Source organism: Agromyces sp. NPDC029043 (genome assembly GCF_055564615.1).
Window position 1 is genome coordinate 87,502 of sequence record NZ_JBVHVX010000002.1, and the last position, 15,667, is coordinate 103,168.

General features: G+C 72.9%; 15 protein-coding genes. 7 read left to right on the forward strand and 8 right to left on the reverse strand.

Going from position 1 to position 15,667, the window contains the following annotated elements:
• Positions 1-104: 104 nt before the first annotated feature.
• Complete coding sequence (locus ACZ4TW_RS04110; RefSeq protein WP_465540442.1) at positions 105-1,274, forward strand: NAD(P)-binding domain-containing protein; 1,170 nt, start codon at positions 105-107, stop codon at positions 1,272-1,274.
• Positions 1,275-1,292: 18 nt separating this feature from the next.
• Here the strand turns inward: ACZ4TW_RS04110 and crcB are convergent, their stop codons facing one another.
• The 5 genes from crcB to ACZ4TW_RS04135 all read right to left on the reverse strand — a co-directional run bounded on the left by crcB (position 1,293) and on the right by ACZ4TW_RS04135 (position 4,272).
• A complete protein-coding gene (gene crcB, locus ACZ4TW_RS04115) occupies positions 1,293-1,658 on the reverse strand; it encodes a fluoride efflux transporter CrcB (RefSeq protein WP_465540896.1) in 366 nt (121 codons plus the stop codon).
• Between the two features lie 5 nt (positions 1,659-1,663).
• Entirely contained in the window at positions 1,664-2,083 is a 420-nt protein-coding gene (locus ACZ4TW_RS04120; RefSeq protein WP_465540444.1) for a fluoride efflux transporter FluC, read from the reverse strand.
• Between the two features lie 9 nt (positions 2,084-2,092).
• Positions 2,093-2,608, reverse strand: coding sequence for a GNAT family N-acetyltransferase (locus ACZ4TW_RS04125; RefSeq protein ID WP_465540446.1), 516 nt, complete (start codon positions 2,606-2,608; stop codon positions 2,093-2,095).
• A gap of 144 nt (positions 2,609-2,752) precedes the next feature.
• A complete protein-coding gene (locus tag ACZ4TW_RS04130) occupies positions 2,753-3,364 on the reverse strand; it encodes a PadR family transcriptional regulator (protein WP_465540447.1) in 612 nt (203 codons plus the stop codon).
• Positions 3,361-4,272, reverse strand: coding sequence for a DUF4097 family beta strand repeat-containing protein (locus tag ACZ4TW_RS04135; protein ID WP_465540448.1), 912 nt, complete (start codon positions 4,270-4,272; stop codon positions 3,361-3,363). The genes ACZ4TW_RS04130 and ACZ4TW_RS04135 overlap by 4 nt, the downstream gene beginning before the upstream one ends.
• Before the next feature lie 225 nt (positions 4,273-4,497).
• Here ACZ4TW_RS04135 and ACZ4TW_RS04140 point away from each other — a divergent pair, with 225 nt between their 5' ends.
• On the forward strand, positions 4,498-5,256 hold the full coding sequence (locus ACZ4TW_RS04140) for a MerR family transcriptional regulator (RefSeq protein WP_465540452.1): 759 nt from the start codon (positions 4,498-4,500) through the stop codon (positions 5,254-5,256).
• A gap of 131 nt (positions 5,257-5,387) precedes the next feature.
• On the opposite strand, the gene yczE is transcribed toward ACZ4TW_RS04140, so the two are convergent.
• Positions 5,388-6,101, reverse strand: a complete 714-nt coding sequence (yczE, locus tag ACZ4TW_RS04145; protein ID WP_465540453.1) for a membrane protein YczE — start codon at positions 6,099-6,101, stop codon at positions 5,388-5,390.
• Between the two features lie 78 nt (positions 6,102-6,179).
• On the opposite strand from yczE, the gene yczR reads away from it, so the two are divergent.
• A complete protein-coding gene (gene yczR / locus ACZ4TW_RS04150; protein ID WP_465540455.1) occupies positions 6,180-7,610 on the forward strand; it encodes a MocR-like transcription factor YczR in 1,431 nt (476 codons plus the stop codon).
• A 219-nt stretch (positions 7,611-7,829) separates the two neighbouring features.
• Here yczR and ACZ4TW_RS04155 read toward each other — a convergent pair whose 3' ends face one another.
• A complete protein-coding gene (locus tag ACZ4TW_RS04155) occupies positions 7,830-8,870 on the reverse strand; it encodes a chaplin family protein (RefSeq protein WP_465540457.1) in 1,041 nt (346 codons plus the stop codon).
• 86 nt (positions 8,871-8,956) lie between these two features.
• Entirely contained in the window at positions 8,957-9,955 is a 999-nt protein-coding gene (locus ACZ4TW_RS04160; protein WP_465540459.1) for a hypothetical protein, read from the reverse strand.
• A gap of 153 nt (positions 9,956-10,108) precedes the next feature.
• Between ACZ4TW_RS04160 and ACZ4TW_RS04165 the strand changes: the two genes are divergently transcribed.
• The 4 genes from ACZ4TW_RS04165 (at position 10,109) to ACZ4TW_RS04180 (ending at position 15,658) form a co-directional block, all read left to right on the forward strand.
• Positions 10,109-13,555, forward strand: a complete 3,447-nt coding sequence (locus ACZ4TW_RS04165; RefSeq protein WP_465540461.1) for an efflux RND transporter permease subunit — start codon at positions 10,109-10,111, stop codon at positions 13,553-13,555.
• A gap of 79 nt (positions 13,556-13,634) precedes the next feature.
• A complete protein-coding gene (locus tag ACZ4TW_RS04170) occupies positions 13,635-14,294 on the forward strand; it encodes a DUF305 domain-containing protein (protein WP_465540463.1) in 660 nt (219 codons plus the stop codon).
• Positions 14,295-14,384: 90 nt separating this feature from the next.
• A complete protein-coding gene (locus tag ACZ4TW_RS04175; protein WP_465540465.1) occupies positions 14,385-15,149 on the forward strand; it encodes a GntR family transcriptional regulator in 765 nt (254 codons plus the stop codon).
• Positions 15,149-15,658 (forward strand): HAD family hydrolase, encoded by a 510-nt coding sequence (locus ACZ4TW_RS04180; RefSeq protein WP_465540467.1) that lies wholly within the window; start codon positions 15,149-15,151, stop codon positions 15,656-15,658. The genes ACZ4TW_RS04175 and ACZ4TW_RS04180 overlap by 1 nt, the downstream gene beginning before the upstream one ends.
• Positions 15,659-15,667: the final 9 nt, after the last annotated feature.

Genomic DNA, 15,667 nt, shown 5'->3' on the forward strand with positions numbered 1-15,667 from the left:
CTGGTAGTTTACCACCGCCGAGAGCGCCGAACGGTCGCCACGACGGCGCTGTGGAGGGCCTCCGGGCGGCGATGCGACCCTTCCGGACATGGTGGGATAGACGGGTGGATGCGATCCCCGACCGTGTGAAGGTCGCGGTGATCGGCGCCGGACAGGCGGGGCTGTCGGTCGCCTATTACCTGCGACGCTTCGAACTCGTCGCCGACGAGGACTTCGTCATGCTCGATCGCGCTCCCGGACCGGGTGGCGCGTGGCAGCATCGCTGGTCGTCCCTGCGCCTCGGCACGGCGCACCGTGTGAACGACCTGCCGGGCATGGGGGAGCTCGGCCTCAGCTTCGAGACCGCCGACCGCAGCCTTCCGGCGAAGGAGGTCGTCGCCGACTACTACGGACGCTTCGAGCAGCACTACGACCTGCGGGTCCACCGTCCCGTCAACGTGCGGCGCGTCTCGAACGACGGCGCCGACCTGCGGATCGAGTATGAGGACCTGAGCCCGCAGCCGATGGAGGAGCTGAGGGCCCGCGGGTTCTTCGGCCGCCGCCGCCGGACGTTCCAGGAGCCCGAGACGCCCGTGACCCCCCGCGGCGAGCTGCGCACGCAGTACCTCGTCAACGCCACGGGCACGTGGGGCGCGCCGTTCGTGCCGTTCTACCCGGGCATGGGCGAGTTCGGCGGTCGTCACCTGCACACGTCCGACTTCGCGTCGGCGGAGGACCTCCGAGACCAGCACGTCGTGGTGGTCGGCGGCGGCACCTCGGCGATCGGGTTCATGCTCGAGCTCGAGGGCGTGGCATCCGGCCTGACCTGGGTCTCGCGACGACCGATCGACTGGCTCGACCGGCAGGAGCTCGACCTCGAGGGAGCGTCGGCGGCGGTGTCGATGCAGGATGAGGCGGCCCGCGCCGGCCGTGCGCTCCCGTCGATCGTGAGCGGCACGGGCGTGCCGAAGAACCGCCGGATCGCCGCCGGCATCGAGCGCGGTCTGCTCCGGGCCCGGCCCATGTTCGACCGCATCGAGACCGACCGCGTGGTGTGGGCCGACGGCACGTCGGCGCGCGCCGACGCGATCATCTGGGCCACCGGCTTCCGGCCCGAGCTCCGTCACCTGTCGCCCCTGAAGCTGCGCGAGAAGGCCGGCGGCGTCACGGTCGGCCAGGGCGCCTCCTGGCAGGATCCGCGCATCTTCCTCGCGGGCTACGGCCCGCAGGCGTCGACGATCGGGGCGAACCGGGCCGGGCGCATGATCGCGCGCCAGATCATGGCGATGATCTGACCGGGCGGATGACGCGGCTCACGCCCCGGACACCAGCAGGTACGCGCCGACGGCCGCGCCGAGGCCCCCCGCGACCGTGACGAGTACGTTGAGGATCGCCGCGCGCCAGCGGCCGCCGTCGGCGAGCTCGATCGTCTCGACCGGCCACGTGCTGAATGTCGTGAGCCCGCCGCAGAACCCCGTGACGAGCACGAGCCGCACGTCGGCCGAGAGCGCCGCCCGCTCGGCGAGTCCGATGACCGCGCCGGCCACGCCCGAGCCGACCACGTTGACGATGAGGATGCCGCCGGGCAGGTGCCCCGGGCGGACCGGATAGGCGCGCGACAGCGCGTACCGGATCACCGCGCCGACCGCTCCCGCGGCGAGCACCGCCGCCACGACCATCGGCGTCACAGCGTCGCCCCGTCGTCGGTGACCTCGGTCGGCATGGGCCGGTGGGCGAGCGACGACCCGAGCTTCAGCCCGCCGGCCGCGAGTGCGAGGCCGGCCGCGAGCGAGATGCCGAGGTACGCGGCGGCGAGGGCGACCTCGCCCTCGCGGCCGAGGATCGTGATCGAGCCCATGACCGCCGACAGCGTCGTGAACGAGCCGATGACGCCCGACCCGATGCCGGCCTTGACCCACGTCGGCGTCGAGGGCCGCGTCCAGAGCCCGGCGGCGAGCCAGCCGAGCGTGAACGTGCCCACGAGGTTGACCGCGAGCGTGGACCACGGGAACCCGTCGTCGGCGTGCGGGAGCGCGACATCGGCCGCGAGCCGCAGGCCCGTCCCGACGAGGCCGCCGGCGAACACCGCGAGGTAGGGGAGCACGCGTCGAGGCTACGCTGAGGACGCGCCGCCGAGCGGGAGCACCCACACGTTCGATGGCAACCAGGTGCCCTTCGGGTACTCGAACTCCTCGACGCCGTCGAGGCGGAAGCCCACGCGACGGCAGATCGCGTTGGACGGGGCGTTGTCGACGCGCGGGAAGGCGACGAGGTCGCGAGCGGGATCGACGGCGCGCGCCTCCTTGATCAGCAGGCGCAGCGCGGCGCCCGCGATGCCCTGGCCCTGGTGGTCGGGCAGCACCGCCCAGCCGGCCTCGAACGACGGGCGCCCGCGGTGGTCGCTCGGCCAGAACCCGATCGTGCCGACGCCCTCGGGGTGCTCGGGCGTCACGATCGCCGACATCCAGGCACTGCCGTCGTGGCGGCCGACCACGTAGCGCGCGTGTCGCGCGAGCAGCTTCGCCTCGGTCTCGGGGCCGCCGAGATGCCGCATCAGCTCGGGTGCGTTCGCCCGACGCAGCAGGTCGAGGTCACCCTCGGACCACGGGCGCAGCGAGACCTCCGTCATGCGCCCATCGAAGCCGATGCCGCCGACATCCGCGAGGGACGAGCACGTGTCGGAGACGCGGGAGCATCCGCGCCGTCCGCCCGGGGGGAGTGGACGACGCGGATGCTCAGCCGACCGGCGCCCACGAGCGGGCGCGCGCGGAGCTCACCGCTGCGCGAGCTCGCGGAGCACCTCCGAGCGCACGTCGGCGAGCCGGGTGCGCAGCAGCGACACGGTGTCGGCGCTCACGCGGCCGCGGTTGGCCTGGTTGCGGAACTCCAGCCGGAGCTGCTGGCGGAACTCGGTGATGACGAGGTCGGCCTCGTGCATCGCGCGGGTGGACTCCGCGTTCGGCTGCGGCGTCGCGGACTCCGTGCTCGCCGCCTTCCTCGCCTCGCGCGCGGCGTTCGCGAGCTCGGCGCGGAGCGTGCGCATCGCCGAGTCGACCTCGGCGCGGACGCCCTCGGCGAGTCGGCGGACGGAGTCGGTCACGTCGTCCTCGATGGCGTCGAGCTCGTGGCGGCGGGACTCGAGCTCGGCGCGCCCGGCGTCGGTGATCTCGTAGACCGACTTGCGGCCGTCGGTGCGCTTGGTCACGAGTCCCTCCTCCTCGAGCTTGGCGAGGCGGGGGTAGATCGTGCCGGCGCTCGGCGAGTACGTGCCGCCGAACCGGTCGGACAGGGCCTGGATCAGTTCATACCCGTGACGGGGCTGCTCCTCGAGCAGGGCGAGCAGGTAGAGGCGCAGGTTCCCGTGGGCGAACACCGGCGGGGTCATGCGGATGCCTCGCCGGGCGTGCCGTGCGACGCGTCGCCGCCCTGCCCGGACTCGCCCGCGCCATCCGCCCCGCTCGCCCCTGCGGAGCCGGTGCCGGCGCGAGTCGCCTGCCGACGGATCACCGAGATCTTGCCCGACACGCTGTTCGCTCGGAGGTCGAGCCAGGTGCCGTCGAGCTCGCCCGTGACGCGCTCGAAGCCCCGGCCCAGCGTGCCCTTGATCTGCGTGTCGTCGAGCAGCAGCGAACCGCTGACGGTGTTCACGCGATAGCGCGCGCCGCTGCCCGGGTCGAAGCGCAGCGTGAGGTCGCCCGACACGGTGTTCGTGTCGACGCGGCCGGGGGTGCCCCGCACGTCGAGGATCATGTCGCCCGACACCGTGTCGGCGTTGAACGAGCCGACTTCACCCGTCACCGTCACGTCGCCCGAGACGGTGTGCGCGGTGACCCTGCCCGTGTGGTCGCCGACCGAGACCTCGCCCGAGACGCTCGTGCACTCGATGTCGCCGGCGTGGTTGTCGATCACGAGGTCGCCCGACACCGAGCTGAACTTCCCGTCGTTGTCGAAGCCCGACACGAGGGCGTCGCCCGAGACCACGCCGAGCTTCATCGCGACATGCCGCGGGGCGAGGATCGAGACCTGGGCCTTGGCGCTGCCCGTGAAGCCCTTGAAGACCTCGACGAAGTTGTCCCAGCGCAGCTGCGGGTGGTCGATCTCGAGAGAGTCGCCGTCGATCTGGATCATGAGGTCCTTGCCCGTGACGCTCGAGACCTCGACGCGAGCGCCCGGCTCGTCGTGGGCGATCACGTCGACCTTGCCGCCGATGAGGCTGACCTTGAGCTTGCGGACGAGTTCGAGGTCGATGACCCGGCTCTCACCGGGGTTCACGACCCACTTCTCGATGGCCATGCGGTTCTCCTTCGTTCTCCGGCGGCCCGATGGTGCCGCGCGGGTGCGCCATCCGGCACATATCGCGATATATCGCGTTTCACAGTTCACGATATATCGCGATTCGATCCCGGTCAAGATATATCGCGTCAACGGGCGAGACGGGGTGAAAGATCCGCTTGACCTTGACGTAACGTCAACTTCTAGCATCGAGGTGAATCGGATGTCGCACGTGAGGAGACGCGCATGGACTGGTCGATCCAGGAGATCGCCAAGCTCGCCGGCACGACCAGCCGCGCGCTGCGCCACTATGACGACATCGGCCTGCTGGAGCCCAGCCGTATCGGCGCGAACGGCTACCGGTACTACGACCGCGACGCGCTCGTGCGGCTGCAGCGCGTGCTGCTGCTCCGCGAGCTCGGGCTCGGGCTCCCGGCGATCGCCGAGGTGCTGGACGGGCAGCGCGACCAGACCCGCGCGCTCGCCGGCCACCTCGAGTGGCTGCGGAAGGAGCAGGGCCGGCTGGCGCGACTGGTCGCGTCGGTCGAGCGGACCATCGAGGCAGTGGAAGGAGGTGAGGAGATCATGGCGAAGGACATGCTGGACGGATTCGACCACACGCAGTACCGCGAGGAGGTCGAGGAGCGCTGGGGTCGCGAGGCCTACGCCGCGAGCGACCGCTGGTGGCGGGGGATGAGCGACGACGAGCGGCGGGCCTGGAAGGAGCGCGCCGCCGCGCTCGGCCGCGACTGGATCGCGGCCGCGGAGTCCGGGATCGACCCGGCCGGGGAGGAGGCTCAGGCGCTCGCGCAGCGCCAGTTCGACTGGCTGCGCGGAATCCCGGGCACGCCTGGCGGCGGCGCGGCCGGGCCGACCAGGGAGTACTTCCTCGGGTTGGCCGAGATGTACGTGGCCGACGAGCGGTTCGCGGCCAACTACGGCGGTGTCGCCGGCGCCGAGTTCGTGCGCGAGGCGATGACCGCGTACGCCGAGGCGAACCTGTAGCCGGATGCCGCGGGGCCCGCCCCGCGGCATCCGGTCGCGTCATCACCACCCGGCACTCCCGCTCGCGAGATGCCACTTCGTCCGGGAGCTCGGTGCGGCAACCTGGCGGAAAGTGGCAACTCGGCCCGTGGCTACTCCGCCACCCGAGCCGCGCGGCGAGCTCGCAGCCCGGCGGAGGGCGTGCCGCGGCGGCGGGGGACGGTGTGCGCCGCGGGCGGCGTGGCATCCGTCGTGCGCCTGACGGCGAAGAGCGGGATGGCGTAGCCGCACAGCGGACCGATGAGCAGCGCGAAGGCGAGCGTTCCGATGCCGACGTTGCCGCCGAGGAGGAAGCCGGTGACGAGCACGGCCACCTCGATGCCGGTGCGGACGATCCAGATTCGCCATCCGGTGCGACGGTGCAGACCGGTCATGAGGCCGTCGCGGGGCCCCGGCCCGAAGTGCGCGCCGATGTACAGGCCCGTCGCGACGGCGAGCACGAGGATGCCGCCGAACAGCATGAGGATGCGCGCCCAGAGGTCGAGGCCGGTCGGGATCATCCAGAGCGACAGGTCGGCGAAGGGCCCGACGAGCAGGGCGTTCATGAGCGTGCCGAAGCCGGGCCGCTGGCGTATCGGGATCCACAGCAGCAGCACGATGCCGCTCGTGATGACGGTGATGAGGCCGAAGCCCAGCCCCGTCTGCTTCGCGATGCCCTGCGTGAGCACGTCCCACGGGGCGACGCCGAGCTCGCCCCGAACGATGAGCGCGATGCCGAGCCCGTAGAGGTACAGGCCGACGAGCAGTTGGACGATCCGCCGCGCGAACACGGGCGCGGGATCGGCGGTGCGGACGAAACGAAGCATGGGAGCAATCCAATAGGCAGATTGGCCTTTTCGCAAAGAGCCAATTCGGCTAGAGTGGCTCGCACCATGGAAGCCACCTTGAGCGCCCGAGCCCTGGAGAGCCTGCTCGGCGACTGGCGGGGCGACGGCGGAAGCGCGTACCGCGCGCTCGCCGACCGCATCCGCCTGCTCGTGCTCGACGGCCGCATCCCGGTCGAGACGCGCCTGCCGGCCGAGCGCGACCTCGCCGACCGGCTCGGGCTCAGTCGCACCACCGTCACGACCGCGTACCGCGAGCTTCGCGAGCAGCGGCTGCTGCACAGCGTGCGCGGCTCCGGCAGCGTGGCCCGGCTTCCCGGCGCGCCGGCGTTCCTCCCGGCCCCGCCCGCCGCCGACTACATCGACTTCTCCAAGGCGGCCCTGCCCGCCCTGCCGTGGCTGCCCGATGTCGCGCGCGCCGCGGTCGACGACCTCCACGCCCACCTCGGCTATCCGGGCTTCGATCCGATCGGCATCCCCGAGCTGCGCGCCGCGATCGCGGACCGGTACACCTCGCGCGGCCTGCCGACCGCTCCCGAGCAGGTCATGGTGACCATCGGTGCGCAGCACGCGATCGCCCTGCTCTCCCGCGCGCTCGTGGGCCGGGGCGACCGGGCGCTCATCGAGGCGCCCACGTACCCGCACGCCTACGAGGCGCTGCGTGCGGCCGGCGCGCGGCTCGTGACCGTGGCGACCGCACCCCATGACTCGGGCCCCGACGGCTTCGGCGCCGTCGACGAGGCCGTCGACCTCGCGCGGGCCATCGGGCACGCCAACCCGGTCGCGGCCTACCTCATGCCCGACTTCCACAATCCCACCGGGCGCTCCCTCTCGGCCGAGGCGCGGGAGCGCGTGCTCGACGCGGCCGCCCGCCAGGGCACGATCGTGATCGCCGACGAGACCACCGCCGAGCTCGACATCGATCGGGGCGCCGACCTGAAGCCGCTCGCCGCATACGGCCCGGCCGTGATGGTCGGCGGTGTCGGAAAGACGGTCTGGGGCGGCGTGCGCGTCGGCTGGATCCGGGCCGACCGGCCGCTCATCCGCCGCCTCCTCGCCGTGCGCTCGCCCGGCGACCTGGGCACGCCCATCCTCGAGCAGCTCATCGTCACCCGCCTGCTCGGGCGCATGGACGACATCCTCGACCTGCGTCGCGAGCAGTTGCGCGCGGGCCGCGATCGCCTCGAGGGCCTGCTGGCCGACGCGTTCCCCGAGTGGCACGTGCCGCACGTCGACGGCGGGATCGTCACATGGGTGGGCCTCGGCGCGCCAGTGAGCTCGCAGCTCGCGCTCGCCGCGCGCTCGCACGGACTCCTCATCGCCGCCGGCCCGCGATTCGGCATCGACGGAGCGTTCGAGCGCTTCCTGCGCCTGCCCATCTGCTACTCGCCCGAGGCGACGGATGCCGCGGTGCGAGCGCTGCAGCGCGCATGGGCGTCGCTCGCCCGCACGCCCGTTCCCGACCAGAGCGTGCTCGCCGCCGTCGTCTGAGGCGCATCGCCGCAGCCCGGCGTCGCAGCGGCCGCGCAGCCGCGCAGGAGAGGACGGGGGCGGTGGAACCCGGAACCACCGCCCCCGTCGGGTCGCGCACCAGAAGCGGCGCGACCAGCCCGTGCCGCGACCCCACACGCGGCACGGGGGATCGTGGGGCAACCGACGCTGCCGAGGGGGGACCCGGCGCCGGTAGGGCGGCGCCGGGCCCTCACCCGATCAGCGACGGAACGCGAACCGCCGGACCCCGACGAGCACCGCGCCCGTCAGGAGCAGGAACAGCGCGAGCCGCTGCCAGAACCCGGCGTCCAGGCCGGTCGAGGCGAGCGCACCTGACGGTGCGGTGATCAGAGCACCGGACGAGGCGACGGTCGCGCCAGAGCCCGCCGTGACCATCGAACCCGAGTGGCCGCCGTCACCCGGCGTGCCGGGCGCCGTCGGGTGCGTCGGGTCGACCGGGTGCGTCGGGTCGATCGGGCCGGTCGGGTCGCCCGGGCTGGTCGGGTCCATCGGATCCGTCGGATCCGTCGGGCTCACGACCGTGGTCGAGCCGCCCGTGGACGAGTCGCCGATCACCGAGACGGCGTTGCCGCCGACGGTGACGGGGGCGACGACGTCGAGGATGCCCTGGGTTCCGCCGATGATGGAGTCCTCGCCGGAGGTCCAGGCGTGGGTGCCGGTGCCGTCGCCGGAGCCGGTGTGCACGACGGTGGTGGCGTCCTCGGTGGACGAGTCGCCGATCACCGAGACGGCGTTGCCGCCGATCGTCACCGGCGCCGTGGCATCCACGATCCCCTGGGTTCCGCCGAGGATCGAGTCCTCGCCGGAGGTCCAGGCCTCAGTGCCGTGGCCGGACCCGTCGCCGCTGTGCACGACGGTGCCGGCGTCCTCCGATGACGAGTCGCCGACGACCGAGACGGCGTTGCCGCTCACGGTCACCGGTGCCGACACGTCGACGATCGCCTGGCTGCCGGAGCCGATGCCGTCCTCGCCCGACGTGACCGCGACCGGCGACGACGCCGGCTCCGCGGCATCCGTCGACACCTCGGTCGAGGCGCCGGACGACTCGGAGTCGCCGATCACGGAGAGCGAGTTGCCGCTCACCGTCACCGGCAGCTCGATCGAGATCCCGAGCTGCGTGCCCGAGAGGATGCCGTCGTCGCCGCTCGTCTCCGAGGCGTGCGCGACGCCGGCTCCGAGGAGCATGAGACCCCCGGTGAAGAGGGTCGCGTAGAGCGCCCTCGTTGCGTATCGCTTCATGGTTGGTTCTCCTGACTGGATGGGTGTGCGCTCCCGGGCAGGGAGCGATGACCGTGTCCGCCTGCGGGCAGGCGGAGCGGCACCCGTCAGTCAGGGGTGGTGTCGGTCTCGTAGACCGGCGACGAGGGCAGCGCGTCGTCGATCGACGCGAGGACCCGCGACGCGATCGCGTCGAGCAGGTGGGCGGCGAATGCCGCCTCCGATCCGGGCGCGGCGCCCGGGCCGGAACCCGCGGCGGACGATCCGCCGACGGGCGCGCCAGAGCCGAACGGCGAGCCGTCGGCGGGCGGAGGAGAGGACGGCGCGAGCGCGCCGATCGGTTCGACGCCGGCCGCGGGACCCGTGCCGGCTGCACGGCCGCCGAGGGAAGTGCCCGCCGATTCGTCGAGCGCCGCCGCGAAGGTCGGGATCGCCGAGTCGACCCGCGCCTCGGCCGGGGCCGCCGGGAGTAGCGCTCCCACCTCGTCGGTCGCGATGCCGAGGTCGGGCAGGGACGGCAGGGCGCCGTCACCGGGCAGCGGGCCAAGGTCGCCGACCGCGGTGCCCAGCGCGTCGTCGGCGAGGTCGACGACGGGCCCGAGGAGGCCGCCCAGCGTGTCGTCGCCGAGCGCCGGCCCGAGCACGGGGAGCGCCCCCACGAGTCCGTCGAGCGTTCCCACGACCGGGTCGGCCAGTCGGCCGACGGGCGCGCCGCCGGCCGCGGAGCCGATCGCCGCGCCGGCGTCGGACACCGCCTCGGTGAGGCCGGCGTCGCCGGCATCGAGCGTGCCGCCCGCGGCATCCGTCGCCTGGCCGGCGATGACCGGGACGGCATCGATCACCGGCTGCGCCGGGGCGGCGGCGACGGGTTCGACGGTGGCGACCACGTCGGCGACCGGAGCGATCACCACATCGACCACCGGCTGCACGACGTCGGCGACCGCGTCGACCGAGCCGTCGACCACGCTCACGACGGAGCCCGCCGTGCCGAGCAGGCCCGAGGGCTGCTCGTCTGCGGAGGCGCTCGACGGCGAGGCGACGAGGCTCACGACGACCCACGCGGCGGCGAGGCCGGTGCCGGCGAGGGCAGCGCGGAGGAGGGGCATCCGGCGTTCCGCCACTGCCACCCGCATCCGCTCACCCCCAGACGTGATCTCGGGCACCATACCCCGGCCGGCGGTCGCGGGTCCATACCCTTGACGGCACGTTCACACTTTCGGGTGATGGCGTGGCCCGCGGCCACTGAGAGAATCGAACCCATGTCCGTGCTCGCGAAGCTCAGCATGCGGAATCGCGCCCTCATCGCCCTCGTCACGATCGTCGTCGCCATCTTCGGCGGCATCGCGCTGAACGGACTCAAGCAGGAGCTCGCGCCGTCCATCCAGCTCCCGCAGCTGTCGATCATCACCGCCTACCCCGGCGCGTCGCCCGACGTCGTCAACGCCGACGTGTCCACCCCCGTCGAGACCGCGATCCAGGGCATCACCGGCCTTGAGTCGACCTCGACCACGAGCTCGACGGGGATCTCGCGGGTGACCGCGAGCTTCACCTTCGGCACCGACCTCGCGTTCGCCGAGCAGAAGCTGCTGTCGGCGGTCAACCGCATCGCGCCCGACCTGCCCGAGGACGTCGAGCCGCAGGTCGTCGCCTTCAGCTTCGACGACCTCCCCGTGCTGGCCATCGCGGTGACCGGCGCCGACGACCCCGCGACGCTCTCCGACGAGCTGGCGCGCACCACCCTGCCCGAGATCCGCGACATCGACGGGGTGCGCGACGCGGCGCTCGTGGGCGACCAGGGTCAGCGGGTCGTCATCTCACCCGACCAGGCGCAGCTCGCGGCCTACGGCCTCACCGCCCAGGCGATCCGCGACGCGCTCCAGCAGAACGGCGTGCTGCTGCCGGCCGGCGAGATCACCGAGGGCGACTCGACCTTCGCCGTGCAGGCGGGAACGCGGCTCGGCAGCGTCGAGGACGTGAGCGCACTCCCGCTGCTCGGCGCGACCGCGCCGCCGGCGGCGCCGGGCGCCGAGGAGGAGGTCCCGGACGAGTCCGACGTCGATGCCGGCGCGACGCCCGGCACCGATGCCGACGTGCTCCCCGACGGCGACGCGGGCACGGGCGCCGACGCCGGCGTGGGCACCGGCACGGACCTCCCGGCGGCCGCGGCGCCCGTCGCGCTCACGATCGGCGACGTGGCATCCGTCGAACTCACCGCGAACCCGCAGACGAGCATCTCGCGCGTGAACGGCGAGCCCGCGCTCGCGATCTCGGTCACCAAGCTGCCCGCCGCGAACACCGTCGAGGTGTCGAACGCGGTGCGCGACGCACTGCCCGACCTCCAGTCGGCGCTCGACACCACGAATCCCGGCGCCGAGTTCACGGTCGTGTTCGACCAGGCGCCCTACATCGAGCGGTCGATCGAATCGCTCGCGGTCGAGGGCCTGCTCGGCCTCCTGTTCGCGGTGCTGGTCATCCTGGTGTTCCTGATGTCGGTGCGGGCCACGCTCGTGACCGCGATCTCCATCCCGACCTCGGTGCTCATCACGTTCATCGGCCTGCAGGCCGCCGACTACACGCTGAACATCCTCACGCTCGGGGCGCTCACGATCTCGATCGGCCGCGTCGTCGACGACTCGATCGTGGTGATCGAGAACATCAAGCGGCACCTCGTCGCGGGCGTCGACAAGGCGTCGACGATCATCCACGCGGTGCGCGAGGTCGCGGGTGCCATCACCGCGTCGACGATCACGACCGTCGCGGTGTTCCTCCCGATCGCGCTCGTCGAGGGCGTCACCGGCGAGCTGTTCCGTCCGTTCTCGCTCACCGTCACGATCGCGCTGCTCGCCTCGCTGCTGGTCTCGCTCACGATCGTGCCGGTGCTCGCGTACTGGTTCCTGAAGCCGGCGAAGCCCGCCAAGGGCCAGAGCGAAGCGGATGCCGCGGCGGCGGCCGCGTTCGTCGACGAGGTGTGGCTCGCCCCCGAGCTCCGCGACGCCGACGGCAGCACCGGCCTGCGGCCGAAGCCCGCACCGGATGCCGCACCGCGACCGGTCGCGACGGCCACCGCCGCGCCGGTCGACGAGCTGGAGCACCCGTCGCGTCTGCAGAAGGGCTTCCTCCCGATCCTCGGCTGGACCCTGCGGCACTCGGCCGTGACGATCATCGTCGCCGTGCTCGTGCTGGCCGGCACGGTCGCGCTGGCCCCGCTGATGAAGACGAACTTCCTCGGCTCGAGCGGGCAGAACACGTTCCGGGTCACGCAGGAGCTGCCGGTCAGCTCGAGCCTGGCGTACATGGCCGAGGCGTCGGTGCCGGTCGAGGAGGCGATCCGCGGCGTCGAGGGCGTCGAGACCGTGCAGACCTCGATCGGGACCTCGACGGGCGGCGGCGCGCTCGCGGCATTCGGCGGCGGCGGCTCGACCGTCGCGTACAACGTCACGACCGACGAGGATGCCGACCAGGAGGCGTTGCAGGCCGAGGTCCGCGCCGAGCTGGCCGACCTCGGCGACGTGGGCGAGATCACGGTGTCGGCGCAGAGCGGCTTCGGCGCGTCGAGCGACATCGAGGTCGACATCACCGCGTCGAACCAGGAGGACCTCCGCGCCGCGACGGACGCCGTGGTCGCCGAGCTCGCCGACCTCGACACGCTGAGCCAGGTCACCTCCAACCTCGAGGAGTCCCGGCCGTACATCGCGGTCCAGATCGACCGGGCGAGGGCCGCGGAGTCCGGCTACTCCGAGGTCGCGCTGGGCGGGTACGTCTCCGCGGAGATGCAGCCGCAGGCCGCCGGATCGATCGTCATCGAAGAGCAGACGCTCACGATCTACCTCTCCGGCGGCGCGCCGCCCGCGTCCGTCGGGGAGCTCCAGGCGCTCGAGGTCCCGACGCCGACCGGGCCGGTGCGCCTCGACGCGCTCGCCACGGTCGCGCAGGTCGACGGGCCGGCGTCCGTCACGACCGTCAAGGGGCTGCGGAGCTCGACCGTGGCCGCCACGCCGGCCGACGACGACCTCGGTGCCGCGAGCGGGCAGGTGCAGCAGGCGCTCGCCGAGGTCGACCTCCCCGCCGGCACGTCGGCCTCGATCGGCGGCGTCACGGCCGACCAGCAGGAGTCGTTCTCGCAGCTCGGCCTCGCGCTGCTCGCGGCGATCCTCATCGTGTACGTCGTCATGGTCGCGACGTTCCGGTCGCTGCTGCAGCCCCTGCTGCTGCTCGTCTCGGTCCCCTTCGCGGCGACCGGCGCCATCCTGCTGCAGATCATCACGGGAATCCCGCTCGGGGTCGCGTCGCTCGTCGGCGTGCTCATGCTCGTCGGCATCGTCGTGACGAACGCGATCGTGCTCATCGACCTCGTGAACCAGTACCGGGAGCGCGGCATGACCGTGCGCGACGCGCTGCTGCACGGCGCGTCGCGACGGCTCCGCCCGATCCTCATGACGGCGCTCGCGACGATCTTCGCGCTGCTCCCGCTCGCGCTCGGGCTCACGGGGAGCGGCGGCTTCATCTCGCAGCCGCTCGCGCTCGTCGTGATCGGCGGCCTGCTGTCGTCGACGGTGCTCACGCTGCTCGTGCTGCCCGCCCTGTACGACCTCGTGGAGGGCTCGCGCGAGCGCCGCCGGATCAGGCGGGCGCAGAAGCGTGCGGCGGCCGACGCCGGCGACGGCGGTGGCGCGGATGCTGCGGCATCCGTCGGCCCGGCACGCTAGGAGTTCGCTGGGACGAGACCTCCGGCCCGATCGGGATGGATACCCATGGGGTATTCTGGGAGGTGTCGAAGGAGCCGCCATGCCGAACCGCCGAACCGCCACGGATCACCCGATCCCCGTCGCTCGTCGGGGGCGCCGAAGCGCCGCCGCGCTCGCGCTCGGCACCGCTCTCGCGCTCGCCCTGAGCGGCTGCGTCGTCATCGACGCGGAAGGCCGGGACGACGGGCACGACACCATGCACGACGCCACGCGCGATACGTCCTCGGAGCCCGGCGAGTTCGCCCAGGCCGACGTGATGTTCGCGAAGATGATGATCCCCCACCACGAGCAGGCGATCGAGATGAGCGACCTCGTGCTGGACGACGACGGGACGAGCCCCGAGGTCGTCGAACTCGCCGAGCAGATCAAGGCCGCGCAGGGACCCGAGATCGAGCTGATGGAATCGTGGCTCGACGAGTGGGGCATGCCTCGCATGCGCGGCGACGGTCACGCCATGGGCGGCATGGCGATGGACGGCATGCTGAGCGATGCCGAGATGGACGAGCTCGAGGCGGCTGAGGGCCCCGACGCCGAGCGGCTCTTCCTCGAGGGCATGATCGAGCATCACGAGGGCGCGATCGAGATGGCCGAGCGGCATCAGGAGGACGGCGAGAACGCCGAGGTGCTCTCCCTCTCGGCGTCGATCATCACGTCGCAGACGGCGGAGATCGAGCGGATGGAGGAACTCCTCGCCCGCTGACGGGCCGGCCACCCGCGGTTCACCGAACCTTCACCGGAACGTCGCGTCGCGCCCATCCTCCGGAACGTGCGGAGTCCGTACCGTCGAGGCATGTCCAGCGAGGCGCCGCTCCATCAGCGGGTGACGAGCACGCTCCGCGAGCGCATCGGGCGCGGCGAGTGGCCGGCCGGAATGCGCCTGCCGAGCGAGGCGGCGCTGTGCCGCGAGTTCGGCACGTCGCGCGGCCCGGTGCGGCGCGCGCTCGCCGTGCTGCGCGAGGAGGGGTTCATCGTCGGCGGTCGGGGGCGTGCGCCCATCGTCGGCCGCGTCGTGCCGACCCAGCCGTTCTCGACGTTCTCGTCGTTCACGGCGTGGGCCCGCTCGATCGGCAAGGCGCCCGGGCAGCGCACCATCGAGGCGGCGAGCCGGCCGGCTCCGTCGACGGTCGCCGGCTTCCTCGGGCTCGACGAGGGCGCGGCCGTCGTGCAGGTCGTGCGGGTGCGGACGCTCGACGACGTGCCCACGATGGTCGAGCGCACGTCGTTCCCGCCCGAGATCGGCGCGCTGCTCGACGACATGGACTGCGATCGCGGGTCGCTGCACGCGCACCTGATCGCCAAGGGCGTCGACCTGCGTCGCGCCCGTCACACCATCGACGCGGTCGCCGCGAACCCGCTCGACGCCGAGGCGCTCGACGTCGGCCAGGGCAGCCCACTGCTGCGCGAGCGACGCATCACGTTCGACTCGGGGCGCCGTCCGCTTTCGTACGCCGACGACCGGTACCGCCCCGAACTCGCGACGTTCACGATCGAGAACGAGGTCGACCGCCGCACGCCGCTCACCCGGTCGCAGCCCGACGACGAGGGGAGCCCGTGATGATCAGCCTCGTGGTGCTCGGGTACGAGGGCGCCGTGGTCCGGCGGTCGACGGATGCCGCGACCGCGCCGGTCGCGCTGCGGGGCGTCGAGTCGACGCTCGTCGAGCTGCGGCGTCGCGGCGTGCGCGTGGCGCTCGTGTGCGAGCCCGACCGCGCGGCGGTCGCGGCATCGCTCGCGGCGCTGGGCTGGGCAGGGACCGCGGGTGACGCGACGCGCCTCGTCGACGCCGTGGTGTGCGGCGACGAGGTCATCGCGCCGCCTCCTGCGCCCTACGCGGTGCACCATGCCATGGAACTGACCGGCACGCTCGACGTGCGGCAGGTGCTCGTGGCCGGCGACTCCCTGGACCTGCTCGAGGCGGGTCGTGCCGCCGGAGCCGGGTGGGTGATCGGCGTGCTCAGCGGCGCCGCGCGGCGTCCGGAGCTCGAGGGCGGTCCGCACGACGCCATCCTCGGCGGCGTCAACGATCTCCTCGCGCTCGCGGTGCCGGCGGCGCCGGCCAGGTAGTCCCGTGCC

Excerpts from the sequence above, each read along its gene's own strand:
- ACZ4TW_RS04170 (WP_465540463.1), top strand. The coding sequence starts at position 13,635 with ATGCCGAACCGCCGAACCGCCACGGATCACCCGATCCCCGTCGCTCGT.
- ACZ4TW_RS04165 (WP_465540461.1), top strand. The coding sequence starts at position 10,109 with ATGTCCGTGCTCGCGAAGCTCAGCATGCGGAATCGCGCCCTCATCGCC.
- ACZ4TW_RS04130 (WP_465540447.1), bottom strand. The coding sequence starts at position 3,364 with ATGACCCCGCCGGTGTTCGCCCACGGGAACCTGCGCCTCTACCTGCTC.
- ACZ4TW_RS04175 (WP_465540465.1), top strand. The coding sequence starts at position 14,385 with ATGTCCAGCGAGGCGCCGCTCCATCAGCGGGTGACGAGCACGCTCCGC.
- ACZ4TW_RS04125 (WP_465540446.1), bottom strand. The coding sequence starts at position 2,608 with ATGACGGAGGTCTCGCTGCGCCCGTGGTCCGAGGGTGACCTCGACCTG.
- crcB (WP_465540896.1), bottom strand. The coding sequence starts at position 1,658 with ATGGTCGTGGCGGCGGTGCTCGCCGCGGGAGCGGTCGGCGCGGTGATC.
- ACZ4TW_RS04155 (WP_465540457.1), bottom strand. The coding sequence starts at position 8,870 with ATGAAGCGATACGCAACGAGGGCGCTCTACGCGACCCTCTTCACCGGG.
- ACZ4TW_RS04140 (WP_465540452.1), top strand. The coding sequence starts at position 4,498 with ATGGACTGGTCGATCCAGGAGATCGCCAAGCTCGCCGGCACGACCAGC.
- yczE (WP_465540453.1), bottom strand. The coding sequence starts at position 6,101 with ATGCTTCGTTTCGTCCGCACCGCCGATCCCGCGCCCGTGTTCGCGCGG.
- ACZ4TW_RS04135 (WP_465540448.1), bottom strand. The coding sequence starts at position 4,272 with ATGGCCATCGAGAAGTGGGTCGTGAACCCCGGTGAGAGCCGGGTCATC.
- ACZ4TW_RS04180 (WP_465540467.1), top strand. The coding sequence starts at position 15,149 with ATGATCAGCCTCGTGGTGCTCGGGTACGAGGGCGCCGTGGTCCGGCGG.
- ACZ4TW_RS04160 (WP_465540459.1), bottom strand. The coding sequence starts at position 9,955 with ATGCCCCTCCTCCGCGCTGCCCTCGCCGGCACCGGCCTCGCCGCCGCG.